The following is a 14471-nucleotide window of genomic DNA, read 5'->3' on the forward strand; positions in this document are numbered from 1 at the left end:
ATGACGCGCCTGGCCACGGATGACGTTTCCGCCCTCGCCAAGCAGGCGAGCGGGCGCGAAGGGGAGGGCCGCCGCGCCCTGATCACGGGCCTGCGCGGCTTCACCGGCCATTACCTGGCGCAGGAGCTGACCGCCGCGGGTTACCGCGTGCTCGGCACCGTGATGCCGGGCGAGGAAACCGGGCCCGACATGTTCGCGGTCGACCTGTGCGACCGTGACGCGGTGGCCGCCATGGTCGCCGAGGCCAGGCCCGACGTCGTGGCCCACCTGGCCGGCATCGCCTTCGTGGGCCATGCCAACGTCGAGGCGATCTACCGCGTCAACGTGGTGGGCACGCGCAACCTGCTGGAGGCATTGGCCGCCGGGGCGCATCGTCCCACCAGCGTGCTGCTGGCGTCGTCGGCAAATATCTACGGCAATGCCAACGTGCCGGTGATCGACGAAAGCGTGCCGCCGGCGCCGGCCAACGACTACGCGGTCAGCAAGCTGGCGATGGAATACATGGCGCGCCTGTGGATGGACAAGCTGCCGATCACGATCGTGCGTCCATTCAATTACACCGGCGTGGGCCAGGCCGAGAATTTCCTGCTGCCCAAGATCGTCAACCACTTCCGCCGCAACGAACAACGCATCGAACTGGGCAACCTCGCCATCGCGCGTGATTTCTCCGACGTGCGCATGGTGGCGCGCAGCTATCGCCGCCTGCTGGCGGCGGCGCCCGCCGGCGAAGCCTTCAACGTCTGCTCGGGCACCCCGCACTCGCTCTCGAGCGTCATCGAGACCATGGGCGAGATCGCCGGCTACCGCATCGATGTGCAGGTGAATCCCGCCTTCGTGCGCGCCAACGACGTGCTTCAACTGACTGGCAGCAATCGCAAGCTGGCCGCCGTGATCGGCGACCTGGCGCCGACCCCGCTGCACGAGACGCTGGACTGGATGTACAGGGCGTGAAACCGGCAGTCATCAAGGTCGGTCTGGGCACGACCATGGTCGAGCCCGGTTTGACCGGTGGCCGGCTGGACGGCATCGGCGTGTACACCCGGGCCCTGATGCAGCACCTGCCCGCAACGGGCTGCGAGGTGGCGCCGTTTTCCTGGCCCCGCCTGCGCCAGGGCGATGCGGGTATCTCCATCGGCCAGGCCTTCCCCCGATCGTTCGAGGCGGCGACCCTGACCGACCTGGTGACGCCCGGCGCGCACCGTGTCCACATGCCGGCCGATATCTTCCACGTGACCGATTACCGCGTGGTTCGCATGGATTGCCCGGTGGTGGCCAGCCTGCACGATGCCCTGCCGATCAAGCACCCGGAATGGTGCAACCCGCGCCTGCGCAAGCTCAAGAACTGGCTCCAGGCCAAGGCGGCGCGCAAGGCCGACCACGTGATCGCGCTGTCGCACTTCGCCATCGACGAACTGGTCGAATGCTTCGGCGTCGACGAGCGGCGCATCTCGGTGGTGCCCTGCGGCGTCGACGAGGAATGGCTCGCCGCACCCGCACCGCGCTCGATCGAGGCAACCCTCGATGCCTACGGCCTGCAACCTGGCTATTTCTTCTTCGTTGGCACCCTGCAGCCGCGCAAGAACGTCGGACGCCTGCTGGAAGCGTATCTCGCGCTGCCCGCCCCCTTGCGCGGCGAGCGCGGCCTGGTGATCGTCGGCGCGCCCGGCGCGCGCAGCGAAGCCCTGGTGGCGTCGATCAGGGCGGCGCAGGCGGCGGGCGAGAACGTGGTCTGGCTGGATCGCTTGACCGACCATGGGCAATTGCGCGACCTGTATGCCGGCGCCGGCGTCTTCGTTTTTCCTTCCTTGTACGAGGGCTATGGCATTCCGGTACTGGAAGCCTTCGCCTCGAACGTGCCGGTGGTGGCCTCGAACACGACCTCGCTGCCGGAAGTCGCGGGCGACGCGGCGTTGCTGGTCGATCCGTCGTCAAGCGGCGCCATCGCCGACGCCATGCGCATCCTGGCCACGGACGGTGTTGCGCGCGCGCGCTGTATCGCCGCCGGACGCGCTCGCGCCGAACAACTCACATGGCAAAACACCGCACGCCTGACGGCGGAGGTGTACCGTGCCGTCCTTTCGCAGTAAGCTGAGCTGATTATGCGTGTCCTTCATTTCTACAAGACCTACCACCCGGATTCGGTGGGCGGGGTCGAACAGGTGATCCGCCAGATGTGCGTGGGCACCGGCCGCCTCGGCGTGAGCAATACGGTGCTGTCGCTGTCGCGCCAGGACAAGCTGGACCCGTTCGAATTCGAAGGCCATATGGTCCACCGCGTGCCGCTCAATGCCGAGATCGCGTCCAACGCCATCTCGGTGCAGTCGATCGGCGCGCTGGCGCGCCTGGCGAAGCAGGCCGACGTGGTGCACTACCACTTCCCCTGGCCGTTCATGGACCTGGCCCATTTCATGGCCCGGGTCGACAAGCCGACGGTGGTCACCTACCACTCCGACATCGTGCGCCAGCGCCACCTGCTGCGCCTGTACCAGCCGCTCAAGCACCGCTTCCTCAAGAGCGTCGACGCGATCGTCGCCACCTCGCCCAACTACCTCGGGTCGTCGACCGTGCTGGCGCGTTACAGGCAAAAAACCTCGGTCATTCCCTTCGGCCTGGACCGCGGCACCTATCCGCAGCCCGAGCCGGCCCGCCTGGCGCACTGGCGCGAGCGCGTGGGTCCGAAGTTCTTCCTGTTCGTGGGCGTGCTGCGCTACTACAAGGGCCTGCACATCCTGCTCGAGGCGGCCAGGGGTCTCGACTATCCGATCGTGATCGTCGGCGCCGGGCCGATCGAGGGAGAGCTCAAGGAACAGGCCGCGCGCCTGGGCCTGTCCAACGTAATGTTCGTCGGCGCGATCGACGAACCGGACAAGGCGGCGCTGCTGACCCTGTGCTATGCCGTGGCTTTCCCGTCTCACCTGCGCTCGGAAGCCTTCGGCATCTCGCTGCTCGAAGGCGCGATGTACGGCAAGCCGATGATCTCGAGCGAGATCGGCACCGGCACCACCTATATCAACGTCGATGGCGACACCGGCCTGGTGGTGCCGCCGTCCGACCCGCAGGCGCTGCGCGCGGCGATGCGCACCTTGTGGGACAACCCGGACATGGCGCGCGCCATGGGCCGGCGCGCCGAGCAGCGCTTCGAAGAGCTGTTCACGTCCGAGCAGATGGCGGCCAACTACACGGCGCTGTACCACGAGCTGGTGGCGCGGCGCGCCGTCAAGCCGAGCGGCACGGTCGCCGACCCGGGGTCAGTCAGGCCGTCTCCGCCCACCTCGACCTGATCTCGCGGATCGCCGGCATCTGGTCGGCGAACAGCTCCACCAGCTGCGGATCGAAGTGGCGGCCCTTCTGTTCACGCAAGAAATTCACCGCTTCTTCTTCGGTCCAGGCCTTCTTGTACGGCCGCACCGAGGTCAGCGCGTCGAACACGTCGGCGATCGCCACGATCCTGCCCACCAGCGGAATATCCTCTCCTGCCAGGCCGTTCGGATAGCCGCTGCCATCGTATTTCTCGTGGTGGGTCAGCGCGATCTGGCGCGCCAGCGCCAGCATGCCGCCATCGTGCTCGCCGATGATCTCGGCGCCGATCGTCACGTGGCCCTGCATGATCTTCCATTCCTCGGCGTCGAGCGGCCCCGGTTTCTGCAGGATGCGGTCGGGGATGCCGATCTTGCCCACGTCGTGCATCGGCGCCGCGTGCAGCAGGTCGTCGGCTTCATGCTCCGTCATGCCGGCGGCGATGCCGAGGATGCGCGAGAAGTGGCTCATGCGGATCACGTGCAGGCCGGTTTCGTTGTCCTTGTACTCGGCCGCCAGGCCCAGGCGCTGCACGATCTCGAGGCGGCTGGCGCGCAGCTCTTCCATCCGCACCAGCGACAGGTGGGTGCGCACGCGCGCGCGCACCACCGGCGGGCTGACCGGCTTGGTGATGTAGTCGACCGCGCCGGCCTCGAAGCCTTCGACTTCGTCGGCGGTCTCGGTCAGGGCGGTGACAAAAATCACGGGAGTCGAGGCGGTGGCGGGGTGCGCCTTGAGGGCGGCGCACACTTCGTAGCCCGACATCCCGGGCATCATCACGTCCAGCAGCACCAGGTCGGGCTGCTCCTGGCGCGCCAGTTCGAGCGCGCGCGCGCCGTCCTTGGCGAACAGCAGGCGGTAGTGGTCTTGCAGGATCTGGCGCAGCAGCTGCAGGTTGCTGGCTTCGTCGTCGACCGCGAGGATCAACGGGCGGGTATTCGGTTGGCTCATGCTGGGGATTCGTTGGAAACGTCGTCAAGCGCGCCCTCACCCAGCAGGCCGATGACGGCCTCCAGGTGCCCGAGGGCGAGGTCGAAGTCGAAGTCGGCGATCGCCGACTGGACCTGGGTCACGCGGGTGGCGGCCGGATGCGCCGCCAGCGCCGCGGCCAGGCTGGCCATGGCGCCGTCGTTCAGGGCGCCGCGTCGCAGCGCCTCGAGCGCCGCGTCCAGCGCATTGTTCGCCATCACCAGGGCATTGGCGACCTGGCGCGCATCGGTCGGCACCGCGTCGGTGGCCTGCTCCAGGCCGGCCAGGGAGTCGGCCAGCAGCTCGAGGCCGACGTTGGCGGCCGCGCCGCGCACCTTGTGCGCCAACATGCGCAGCTGCTGGTGCTCGCCGCCGGCGGCGTGCAGGCGCAGCGCCTGGCCCAGCGCGGCGTACTGGCGGGCGAAGTGGTCGAGCGCCTCGGCATAGGCGTCCTCGCGGTTGCTCCAGCGGTGCAGGCCGGCGCGCCGGTTCAGCACTTCGCGCGCCGCATTGGGCGCGGCATGTGCGTCCGGCGCGCTGCCGGGCAGTCCGAGCACGCGCGCGATCTCGTGCGACAGCGCGAACCAGTCGACCGGCTTGCTGGCGAAACCGTCCATGCCGGCGTCGACGCTGGCCTGGCGGTGTTCGGCCAGCACGCTGGCCGTCATCGCGATCACCGGCAGGCGACTGCGCCCGCTGGCCTGTTCCTGCTCGCGGATCGCGCGGGTGGCGGCCAGGCCGTCCATGGTCGGCATCTGGAAGTCCATCAGCGCCAGGTCGAATTCGCCGCTGGCCGCGAGTTCGACCACGGCGGCGCCATCGCGCACCGCGGTCATGGTGTGGCCGCGGCGCGTCATCAGGAGCTGCATCAGTTCCAGGTTCTGCGGCACGTCGTCGGCCACCAGCACGCGCAGCGGCGGCAGCACGGCGGCGCTGCGCACGCGCGGCGCCTGGCTGGCAAAGCGCGCCAGCACCAGCGGCACCCGCACGTGGAAGGTGGTCCCGCATCCGAGCTCGCTCTCGGCCCAGATCCGGCCGCCCATCAGCTCGACCAGCTGCTTGCTGATCGTGGTGCCGAGACCGGTGCCGCCGAAGCGGCGCGTCATCGAGGCGTCGGCCTGGGTGAACGGGTCGAAGATGGCGGCCAGGCGCTCGGGCGCGATGCCGATCCCGGTGTCGATCACGGCGATGCACAGCTGGTCGCCTTCGGCGCCGACCTTGAGCGTCACGCTGCCCCTGGCGGTGAACTTGATCGCGTTGTCCAGCAGGTTGGTCAGCACCTGGCGCATGCGCAGCTCGTCGCCGCGCAGGCCGGTCGGCAGCGCCGGATCGTACTGGATGTCCAGGTGCAGGCCCTTGGCGCGCGCGTTCGCGGCCAGGGTCGAGGACAGTTCGTCGATCAGCGACAGCAGGTTGTAGTCGTTCTGTTCCAGCTCCACCGCGCCTTTTTCGAGCTTGGCGGTGTCGAGAATCTCGTTGAGCAGGCGCAGCAGGGCGCGGCCGGCGCTGCGGATGGTGTCCAGGTGGCGCCGCTGCTCCACGTCCAGGTCGCCGTCCAGCAGCACGTCGGTGAAGCCCAGGATCGAATTCATCGGGGTGCGGATCTCGTGGCTCATATTGGCCACGAAAGTCGCGCGCGCGGCGGCGGCCTGCTCGGCGGTTTCCTTGGCGGCGCGCAGCGCTTCTTCCATCTGGCGGCGCTCGGTGATGTCGAGGATGACGCCGTCCAGCCATTGCACGTCGCCGGCCTCGTCGCGCACCGCGGTGCCGTTTTCCCACAGCCAGCGCACGCCGCCGTCGGCGTGCAGCAGGCGGTATTCGACCAGGTAGGGCCGGCCTTCGCGCAGCGCGGCGCCGGTCGCCTTCGCCACCCGGATGCGGTCTTCGGCATGGATCAGGGCGCCGAACACGCGCCGCGGCGGCTCGCCCAGGAAGTCGGCGGCCGGATAGCCGGTGACGCGCTCGACCGCGTCGCTGATGAAGACCATCGGCCAGTCGCCACTGAGCTTGCTGCGATAGGAGATGCCGGGGATGTTGCCGATCAGGGAACGGAACTGCTGCTCGCTGTCGCGCAGCGCCCCTTCCATGGCGCGCCGCTCGCTGATGTCGGTGACGAAGCAGACGAACAGGTCCTGGTCGCCCAGCTTGGCGTGCCCCATCGCGCCGCGCACCGGCACCAGGCTGCCGTCCTTGCGCAGGCCGAAGGTCTCGGTGCTGGTGTTGACGCCTTCCAGGCTGCCCCGGGACAACACGTACAGCAGGCCGCGCTCGGACTTGCGGTCATTTTCATTGAGCAGCACAGCGATGTTGCGGCCGACGATCTCGTCGCGCTTCCAGCCGAAGATGCGCTCGGCCGAAGCGTTGAATTCGGTGATGGCGCCGTCGCGTCCGACCGTGATCACGCCGTCGACGGTGGTGGTGAGCAGCGCGCGCATCCAGGCTTCGCTGCGCGCCAGGCCGAGGTACATCTCGCGGTAGCGCAGCAGGCCATTGGTGGCCACCACGCCCAGCGACAACGCCACCGTGATGAGCGTGATCGACAGCGCCAGGAAGTCGCTGTTGGAACCGTTCAGGCCCAGCGGGTCGACCTCGCCGGAGAAGCGCGCCGCCGCCATGCCGGTGTAGTGCATGCCGGCGATGGCGCAGCCCATCACCACCGCCGCGATCAGCAGGCGGCGCGCATCGGTCATCGACTTGCAGCGCGACAGGCCATGGCGCACGCCCAGCGCCAGCGTGGCCAGCACCACCGCGACCACGATCGACAGCGCGAACATGGCAGGATCGTAGTGGAGGTCGAGGCGCATGCGCATGCCGGCCATGCCGGTGTAGTGCATGGCGCCGATACCGGCGCCGACCAGCACCCCGCCCACCAGCAGGTGCGCCAGGCGCAGCTGGGGACGCGAGATCAGGTTGAGCGCGACCCAGGACGCGCCGATGCTGGGCAGGGCCGACAGCAGGGTGATGCCATGGTCGTAATGGACCGGCGTGCACAGGTTAAAGGCGAGCATGCCGATGAAATGCATCGACCACACGCCGGCCCCCAGCGCCAGGCTGCCGGCGCCGAGCACGATGGCGCGGTGCGCGGGATTGCTGCTGGCGCGACCGGTGATCTGCAAGCCCATCCAGGAAGAAAAGATCGCCACCAGCAGCGACAGCACGACCAGGCGTGGCTCATAGACGCCATAGGCGAGCATGGACGGGTCGGTAGGGGCGTTAAATAGTTGCAACATGAATTCGTGGGTAGTCGGGACAGGAGAGTTCTGTCCGTAAGGCATGACCACGAAGTATGGCATTTTCCCGGCTGGAAATGTTGTTGGCGACCGGAATGAACAGACGATTGGCGCGGTTTTGTAGCGCCTGAGCGACCATTTTTGTGCATTCCTTGTTCAAGGATTATGGTCTTGGCATGCCGGAGCGCGCGGGACGGCGCGCCCGAGGAATCGGGCGCGCCGGCGCCGGTTATTGCGTGGCGTCGGCCGGGCCGGGCGGCAGCGTCGCCTCGAAGCTGGCCGGCGGCAGGCCCTGGCACCAGCGGCGCCACATCAGGCGTAGCGCGTGCTCGATGCCGTCGGCGACCCGGGTCATGGAGTCCGACGTGGGCAGCGCATAACGTTCGCGCAGGGTGGCGCGCAGCGCCGCCAGCGCCGCCAGGTCGCCGCAGATGGCCAGGCCCTTGGCGACGAAATCGTCGGCGCTGTGCGCGACGAAATGGTGCAGCTCGCAATGCTCGAGGAAGCAGGCGGTTTGTCGTCCGGTCACGGTGCCTGCGTCCAGGGTCAGGGTCGGCACGCCCATCCAGCCGGCGTGCAGGGTCGTGGTGCCGCCCGGGTACGGGAAGGTGTCGAGGCACAGGTCGACCTGCTGGTGCAGCTTCAGGTAATCGTTCAGCCCGATGCGGCCATGGAAGTCGACCCGGTGCGCGGCGATGCCTTCGTGGTCCAGCCAGGCGCGCAGCTGGGCATGGTCGTGCTGTTCCGGCATGCCGCCTACCAGCAGCCGCGCATCGCGCAGCGCGCGCAGCAGCATCCCCCAGGCCTTGATCACTTCGCTGTTGAACTTGCTGAGACGGTTGAAGCTGCCGAACGTGACGTAGCCGTTGGCCAGGGCGGGCAACGGGCCGACGTCGGGCGCGCTGGCCACCGGCTCGAAGGGTATCAACAGCGGCAACTGCACCAGTTTTTCCACGAACAGGTGGTCATACTGTCCGTGAGGCAGGAATTTTCGGTCGACCAGGTAGTAATCCATCGCCGCCAGGCCGGTGGTGCCGGGATAGCCGATCCAGGACGCCTGGACCGGCGCCAGCCGGCGCGCGAAGGCGGGCAGCCGGTTGAAGGCGGTGTGGCCCGACAGGTCGATCAGGATGTCGATGCCGTCGGCGCGCACCTGCCGCTCCAGTTCCTCATCGTCGAGCGCGGCGACATCGCGCCAATGGGGCAGGTGGCCACGCAGGCGTTCGGTGACCGCGTCGACCAGGGTATGGTTGTAGTAGGCATGCAGCGTCAGCCCGGGGCGCTGCCCGAGGCGCTCGAAGACCGGTTCGATGAAGGAGGTGACCGCGTGGTTGCGCAGGTCGCCCGACACGAAGCCGACGCGCAGGCGCCGCTCCGGCTCCGGCGTGTTGTCCAGGGCGGCGGGCGGCGCGGTCCTTTGTTCGACCAGCTTGCCGTACAACCGGTGTTCGGCGAACAGTGCGTCCGGCGTCAGCCCGGGCATTTCGCTCAGGCAGAACAGCATATTGCTGTGGGCATCGGTCTGCTCCGGATTTCGCTCCAACAAGTCGCGATAGACGGCCACCGCTTCGACCAGCCGGCCCTGGGTCTGCAGGATCAGCGCAAGCGTGATGGCCGCCTTTTCATGCCGCGGATCGAGCGCCAGCGCCGCGTTGGCGTTGGCCTGCGCCTCGGACAGCCGTCCACGCTCGGCCAGGGTGATGGCCAGGTGGTTGTGGGCATCCACGTTGCCGGGCCGCAGCGCGAGGGCGCGCCGCAGCACGTTCTCCGATTCGACCAGCCGGTTGGCGCGCATCAAGAGCATGCCCAGGTTGCTGAGCGTTTCGGCATCGTCGGGGTCGAACCTGGCCGACATGGCCATGGCATTCAGGGCCCCATGCGCGTCGCCGCGCCGGTGATAAATGCCACCTAATAATTTCCAGCCGAATGAGTGCTGGGGGAAGCGTTCGACGAGCGCACGCGCGGCGTGCTCCGCTTCCTCGGTGCGTCCCTGCGCGAACAAGGCGGCGGCGGCGTCGATCTCGCTGCTATCGGGCGCGCCCGAGCTGGCCAACTGCCGTTCGATGTCGTCGATCGCCAGACCTTGCAGGCCGTGGGTCCGGCCGAGCTGGAGCAGTTCAGCGGCGGCGGCGAACTGGCGCGCCTCGATCAGGGCGGCGAGATAGGCAAGCCAGTGGGCCTCCTGGCCGGGGTCGGCTTCCAGGGCGGCGGCGAAATGCGGGATCGCCGTCTCGGCATCGCCGGCGCGGCTGGCCAGCACGCCCACGGCGTGGTGGGCGCCGGCGTGGCCGGGCTGGAGGTCGAGCACCGCCCCGTACAGGGCCAGCGCCTGCTCGAGGTTGCCCGCTTCGGTTTCGTGGTGTGCGGCCTGCATGGCCTGGTCGACGATCTGGAGGACGTCGGCGCTGGGGGGGAGCGTGCTCATGGCGCTACATTAGGGTATGAGGCGGGCGGGGGTCAAGGAGGGGGGCTGATGGGTGGTGGCGTGTCGTGCCGCCCGGGCCGGATAACAAAAGAAGATGACGCGTTTTCGCTAGACGCAACAAAAAGCCCGCATACTCAGTGAGCTATGCGGGCTTCGGTATTCTATGTGCTGCTGCTAACAGGCGGTGCCTCCGGCCGGAATCCAAAATACATTTAGATCAAAGACTTATAGTGAGTTCGCGTAACTTTCGCGTAACAAGAATCTAGATTCACGCGGGTTTGCATGATTGACAAGTTTTTCTGGATTGGGGGGGAGAGAGACCGAGTACGTCCATTCGACACGTTCGGGGGAAAGGGGTGTTGCTAGGTTGCCTCAGAGAAACAAAAAATTGTTTATTTGTCAATATACAAACCGGATGCCTTTCTGTTACGCTTGCAAGATTCTTTGAACCGCTTGCAAAAACACACGGGGTAAGTATGACTGGTGATGCTGTATCTCCTCAAGGTGTATTGTCTGCTCTTGTGAAGAGCCAAGGAGATCGAGATCTGATCCTCATTAGCAGAGGGATCACAAGGAAGCTTCACCATGACCTCTCTCTCCTCATCGCCAAAGAGAAAAAAAACAACAAGGTCACTGTCTTTTTGACAACCCTCGGTGGAGATCCCGACGGCGGCTACAGGATCGCACGTTGCTTGCAGCATCACTACGAGCACATCCGGCTCATCGTTCCTAGTCATTGTAAGAGCGCTGGAACGTTGATTGCGATTGGGGCGCATGAACTGGTCATTGGCGACTTGGGCGAGCTTGGTCCTCTCGACGTACAAGTTTTGAAGAGTTCTGAACTGGAGGAGCGCAGTTCTGGCCTCGACATCGTCCAGGCATTAGAGGCAGCTCAAACGCATGCACGACAGGCATTCCATTCGACTTTGGTCGAGATCAGGCAAGGTGGACGTTTGTCGACTAAACTGGCGGGTGAATTCGCTGCTACTGTCGCGATTGGCGTAGCGGCGCCCCTGTATAGTCAGATTGACCCCAACCGTTTAGGCGAGATGCAACGCGCGATGCGTATTGCTCATGAGTATGGAAAACGCCTCGATCAAACCAGTCAATCTATGCGCAACGGTGCGCTTGACAACCTGATTGCAGGTTATCCTTCCCACAGCTTCGTGATCGATAGAAAAGAGGCATCAAGCTTGTTTTCGTCAGTTCGGTCTCCAACTAAGGAAGAAAAGGAATTTTGTGATCTTGTATGGAAACACTTGGGCACGCAGTCAGAGACTGGCCCGTTGTTCATAGAAGATGAATCGTCTACCACCCAAGGAGAGCAACATGATGGAACTATTGAAGGCACTGGCGACGAACAGCCAGACGCTTACACCGCCGCCGACGACCCTGTACAAGATCCAGCAGCGTCAGATGAACCAGGCAAGTGAGTTTGCTAAGATGGTTCAGGAAAAGCAAACTTCTTCCCCAGTACGGTCAACGCTTGCTGCTGCTTGAGTTTGATAGGATAAAAAAGCCCGCGAGAATGCGGGCTTTTTTCTTGCCATGCTTCAGTGCTTGTCTTGGTACTTCATCATCCAAGCCCAGACTTCCTGCGCGCGATACCGCGCGTGGCCACGGCCACCAGTCGTAGTCGGTAAACGGACCGCTTTTGGGAAGTCCGGCTGCGGAGCCAACCGCTCGCGTACCTGAGCCTCGCTGAGCTTCATGCAGGACGCGATTGTTGCGATGTCCCACATCTCGTAGTCGAACGGGATCTGCGGCCGAATACGATCGGCTACGGCTGCAGCCAGGCGGTTAATCAAATCGTTGTCGTCAGCCATTGGTCGGCTCCTTCCTCTTCTTCTTTCCTGACCGCTTCCGTAGCAGCCTGTCGCGGACAATGCGATCTAGGGCATCGCCCAGTGTCATGTCTTTGAACTGGATGTAGCTGGTAAGAGCTTGTCTGACTTCCAGCGAAACTGCGATTCGGGGGAGCAGTATTTTTCCCTCGGCTTCCATCTTGGCCCGTCGACGTGCCTGCCTTGCCGATTCGCTCAGTGCGGTTCCTGTCGAAGGCCTGCCGCGTTTGCGAGGTGGTTCCGGTCTTGTGTCTGCATGTTCAATGTCCTGCATAGTCGTTAATCCTGTAAGGAATTATCGTGAGAACTCACGTTTTTTCTAAGCTGGTTCCGGCGTGGTTGGGTCCCCGCGCAGATCCGCAATTTCCTGTTTGTCCTGTTTGATCTGAATGTCTTTGCTGTCGAAGCCGCCTACCTTGCCCGCCAGGTAGACGGTCATCGAGATGCGGCCACCGTCGCGGTTGGCGGTCAGGCAGCTGATGAACTGGTTTAGGCCTTCATGCACCACCGGGCGAGCGCAGTGCATCGACTTGAGCAATAGCAGGTGATGCTTGTAGGCGGTCGGGTCGTTCGGCTCGTCCTGGGTGCCTGGTACAGGGCCAGTCATGTTTTCTCCCCCTGGCTGATCGAGCTGTCAGGCCAGTGCTGGAAAAATGACTAGACCGTCTTCGCTGCACGCGGAGTCTCCGATGGTCTTCGTCAGCACGCTGTACTTCGTGCGGCCGCCGGCGAAGGTCGAGGTCATCAACGACATCAACGGTGAGCTGGTTAGGTTGCACCGCGTCGTGCAGCATCACCTCGAGGAATTCGTGAGGCACTTCAAATGGGCGCTGGCCAGCTGCGCGGTTTTCAAGTGGCACCAGGAGACACCACCGGACACGCTCACGGACATCCAGCGCGCCGTGAGGTTCTTCTACCTGCAGCATCATGCGTTTGGCGGTAAGGTGCAAGGACAGACTTGGGGCACGGCAACGACTACCCCGCCGATCGACCTGCTGCGGATTGAAGAGAACTTGTCCGCAGCCCACCTGCGGCTGTCGGGCGCCTACATCGAGAACATGGACTGGCACAGGCTGATGGAACGGTACGACCGCCCCCATACGCTCTTCTACCTTGATCCGCCATACTGGGAGACCGAAGGGTATGGCGACAACTTCGGACTCGAGGAATACGAGAAGATGGCGGCCCTGATGAAGCGCTTGAAGGGGAAGGCGATCGTGAGCCTGAACGATCATCCTGAGATCCGTCGTGTGTTCGCGGACTTCCAGATGGACACGGTGCCGATCAACTATACGGTGGTGGCGGGAAGGGCGTCGAGCGAGCTGAAGTGATCATCTATAGCTGGGATCGCGCGGCTGAACCAGCTGGACTGTTCTAAGTCGACGCAAGTGTATACGTCTGCACTCCTACTTCCGATTCCCCTGACTGTCAGCCTCTCACGCATCCTGTTACGAGCACGCCGCCACTTTCAAAAATTTCATATTACTTTCTCGGTTTGCATTAAAGGAAGTATTTGAGCTTAGGAAAGATTATATGCAATTGGGATTAATTTAAGATTTGTTACATTGCGCGCTCATCTAATAAATATTGAGGAGTACGATCGACTCGCGCGCTTCCAACTTTACTGAGAGAACTATAAAGTGGACCCATCAGTCAAGACACTCAGCCGGCTAGTTTAAGCTGTGTCCATTTCCACTTCAGCAGCTGCCCGGCGCTGCCCCGTTCCGCCGTTTTTCTCCGGCTCTTGGTCCGCGTCGCCGAACTTGTCGACGATCAACGCACCTCCTCCAACACCGGCACGGTAGACATGATCTGGCGTCTCGTAGCCCAGCGCCTGGTGTGGACGCTCGGCGTTGTAAAACGCGAAGTACTGTGCCAGGCCGACTGTCAGCTCGGCCATGTTGGCGTAGCCCTTCAGGTACACGTCCTCGTACTTCACGTTGCGCCACAGGCGCTCGACGAAGATGTTGTCCAGCGCCCGTCCTCGCCCATCCATGCTGATGGCCACGCCTTCGCGCTTGAGCACGCTGGTAAAGGCGTCACTGGTGAACTGCGAGCCCTGGTCGCTGTTGAATACCTCGGGCTTGCCGTGGTGGCGCAATGCCTCCTCCAGACAGTCCACGCAGAACGACGCGTCCATGCTGTTGCTGATGCGCCAGGCCAGCACACGACGCGAGTACCAATCGATGACCGCCACCAGGTAGGCAAAGCCGCGCGCCAGCCGAATGTACGTCAGGTCCGTACTCCACACCTGGTTCGGCCGCGTGACCGCCACCCCGCGCAGCAGATAGGGATAGACCTTGTGCTGCGGGTGCGGCTTGCTCGTGGACGGCCCCGGCGCCATGCCCGCCAAGCCCATTTCCCGCATCAGGCGCTGCACGCGCTTGCGGTTGACGCGGTGCTCTCGGCCTCGCAGGAAGACCGCCATGCGCCGGCTGCCGTAGAACGGGCGGCTGGTGTACTCCTCGTCGATCAGGGCGCGCAGCTGGCCGTCCTCCTCCTCGATGCATTCCTGTCGGGCCGCCGCCTCCAGCCGCCGATACACGGTCGAACGCGGCACGCCGGCCAGCTCGCACTGCATCGTCAGCGGTATCTTGTCCTCGCGCTCGATCCACCGTGCCCGCTCGGCCGGACTCATTCCCCAAGCTTTTTTTTTGAGCCAATCCACCTGCATCTTCAGCTTGCCGATCTCGCTGTACAGCTTGT

The 14471-nt window shown here is 64.5% G+C and carries 10 protein-coding genes and 1 pseudogene; 5 read left to right on the forward strand and 6 right to left on the reverse strand.

What is annotated here, in order from left to right; translation table 11 throughout:
- Genes HMPREF9710_RS06720 through HMPREF9710_RS06730 form a run of 3 tightly spaced genes read left to right on the forward strand, consistent with a single transcriptional unit; the run spans nt 1 to nt 3281 of the window.
- The gene (locus HMPREF9710_RS06720) at nt 1–951 is read left to right on the forward strand and encodes an NAD-dependent epimerase/dehydratase family protein (RefSeq protein WP_005665056.1); all 951 of its coding nucleotides are present in this window, start codon (nt 1–3) and stop codon (nt 949–951) included.
- Nucleotides 948–2087 (forward strand): glycosyltransferase family 4 protein, encoded by a 1140-nt coding sequence (locus tag HMPREF9710_RS06725; protein ID WP_005665058.1) that lies wholly within the window; start codon nt 948–950, stop codon nt 2085–2087. Before HMPREF9710_RS06720 ends, HMPREF9710_RS06725 begins: the two co-directional genes overlap by 4 nt.
- Before the next feature lie 12 nt (nt 2088–2099).
- Entirely contained in the window at nt 2100–3281 is a 1182-nt protein-coding gene (locus tag HMPREF9710_RS06730; protein WP_005665059.1) for a glycosyltransferase family 4 protein, read from the forward strand.
- Here the strand turns inward: HMPREF9710_RS06730 and HMPREF9710_RS06735 are convergent.
- The 3 genes from HMPREF9710_RS06735 to HMPREF9710_RS06745 form a co-directional block, all read right to left on the reverse strand.
- Nucleotides 3253–4248: a response regulator gene (locus tag HMPREF9710_RS06735; protein WP_005665061.1), complete on the reverse strand. Its 996-nt coding sequence runs from the start codon at nt 4246–4248 to the stop codon at nt 3253–3255. The genes HMPREF9710_RS06730 and HMPREF9710_RS06735 overlap by 29 nt on opposite strands.
- Nucleotides 4245–7496: an MHYT domain-containing protein gene (locus HMPREF9710_RS06740; RefSeq protein ID WP_040775155.1), complete on the reverse strand. Its 3252-nt coding sequence runs from the start codon at nt 7494–7496 to the stop codon at nt 4245–4247. The genes HMPREF9710_RS06735 and HMPREF9710_RS06740 overlap by 4 nt, the downstream gene beginning before the upstream one ends.
- A 229-nt stretch (nt 7497–7725) precedes the next feature.
- Entirely contained in the window at nt 7726–9921 is a 2196-nt protein-coding gene (locus HMPREF9710_RS06745) for an O-linked N-acetylglucosamine transferase family protein (protein ID WP_005665066.1), read from the reverse strand.
- Between the two features lie 476 nt (nt 9922–10397).
- On the opposite strand from HMPREF9710_RS06745, the gene HMPREF9710_RS26985 reads away from it, so the two are divergent.
- Nucleotides 10398–11354 carry an SDH family Clp fold serine proteinase gene (locus HMPREF9710_RS26985; RefSeq protein WP_005665068.1) on the forward strand — a complete coding sequence of 319 codons (957 nt, stop codon included), beginning with the start codon at nt 10398–10400 and terminating at the stop codon, nt 11352–11354.
- 120 nt (nt 11355–11474) lie between these two features.
- Here the strand turns inward: HMPREF9710_RS26985 and HMPREF9710_RS06755 are convergent, their stop codons facing one another.
- Nucleotides 11475–11747 carry a hypothetical protein gene (locus HMPREF9710_RS06755; protein ID WP_005665070.1) on the reverse strand — a complete coding sequence of 91 codons (273 nt, stop codon included), beginning with the start codon at nt 11745–11747 and terminating at the stop codon, nt 11475–11477.
- A gap of 337 nt (nt 11748–12084) precedes the next feature.
- Nucleotides 12085–12372, reverse strand: a complete 288-nt coding sequence (locus HMPREF9710_RS06765; protein WP_005665072.1) for a hypothetical protein — start codon at nt 12370–12372, stop codon at nt 12085–12087.
- Nucleotides 12373–12466: 94 nt separating this feature from the next.
- Here HMPREF9710_RS06765 and HMPREF9710_RS06770 point away from each other — a divergent pair.
- Nucleotides 12467–13143: pseudogene (locus HMPREF9710_RS06770) on the forward strand (DNA adenine methylase); the annotation flags it as partial.
- A 297-nt stretch (nt 13144–13440) separates the two neighbouring features.
- Here the strand turns inward: HMPREF9710_RS06770 and HMPREF9710_RS06775 are convergent.
- A partial coding sequence (locus HMPREF9710_RS06775) for an IS3 family transposase (protein ID WP_005665075.1) occupies nt 13441–14471 on the reverse strand: 1031 nt, incomplete at its 5' end.

This window comes from Massilia timonae CCUG 45783 (genome assembly GCF_000315425.1).
Taxonomy (GTDB): domain Bacteria; phylum Pseudomonadota; class Gammaproteobacteria; order Burkholderiales; family Burkholderiaceae_D; genus Telluria; species Telluria timonae.

Coding starts and splice junctions, on each gene's coding strand:
- HMPREF9710_RS06720 (WP_005665056.1), top strand. CDS start 1: ATGACGCGCCTGGCCACGGATGACGTTTCCGCCCTCGCCAAGCAGGCG.
- HMPREF9710_RS06730 (WP_005665059.1), top strand. CDS start 2,100: ATGCGTGTCCTTCATTTCTACAAGACCTACCACCCGGATTCGGTGGGC.
- HMPREF9710_RS06735 (WP_005665061.1), bottom strand. CDS start 4,248: ATGAGCCAACCGAATACCCGCCCGTTGATCCTCGCGGTCGACGACGAA.
- HMPREF9710_RS06740 (WP_040775155.1), bottom strand. CDS start 7,496: ATGTTGCAACTATTTAACGCCCCTACCGACCCGTCCATGCTCGCCTAT.
- HMPREF9710_RS06745 (WP_005665066.1), bottom strand. CDS start 9,921: ATGAGCACGCTCCCCCCCAGCGCCGACGTCCTCCAGATCGTCGACCAG.
- HMPREF9710_RS26985 (WP_005665068.1), top strand. CDS start 10,398: ATGACTGGTGATGCTGTATCTCCTCAAGGTGTATTGTCTGCTCTTGTG.
- HMPREF9710_RS06755 (WP_005665070.1), bottom strand. CDS start 11,747: ATGGCTGACGACAACGATTTGATTAACCGCCTGGCTGCAGCCGTAGCC.
- HMPREF9710_RS06765 (WP_005665072.1), bottom strand. CDS start 12,372: ATGACTGGCCCTGTACCAGGCACCCAGGACGAGCCGAACGACCCGACC.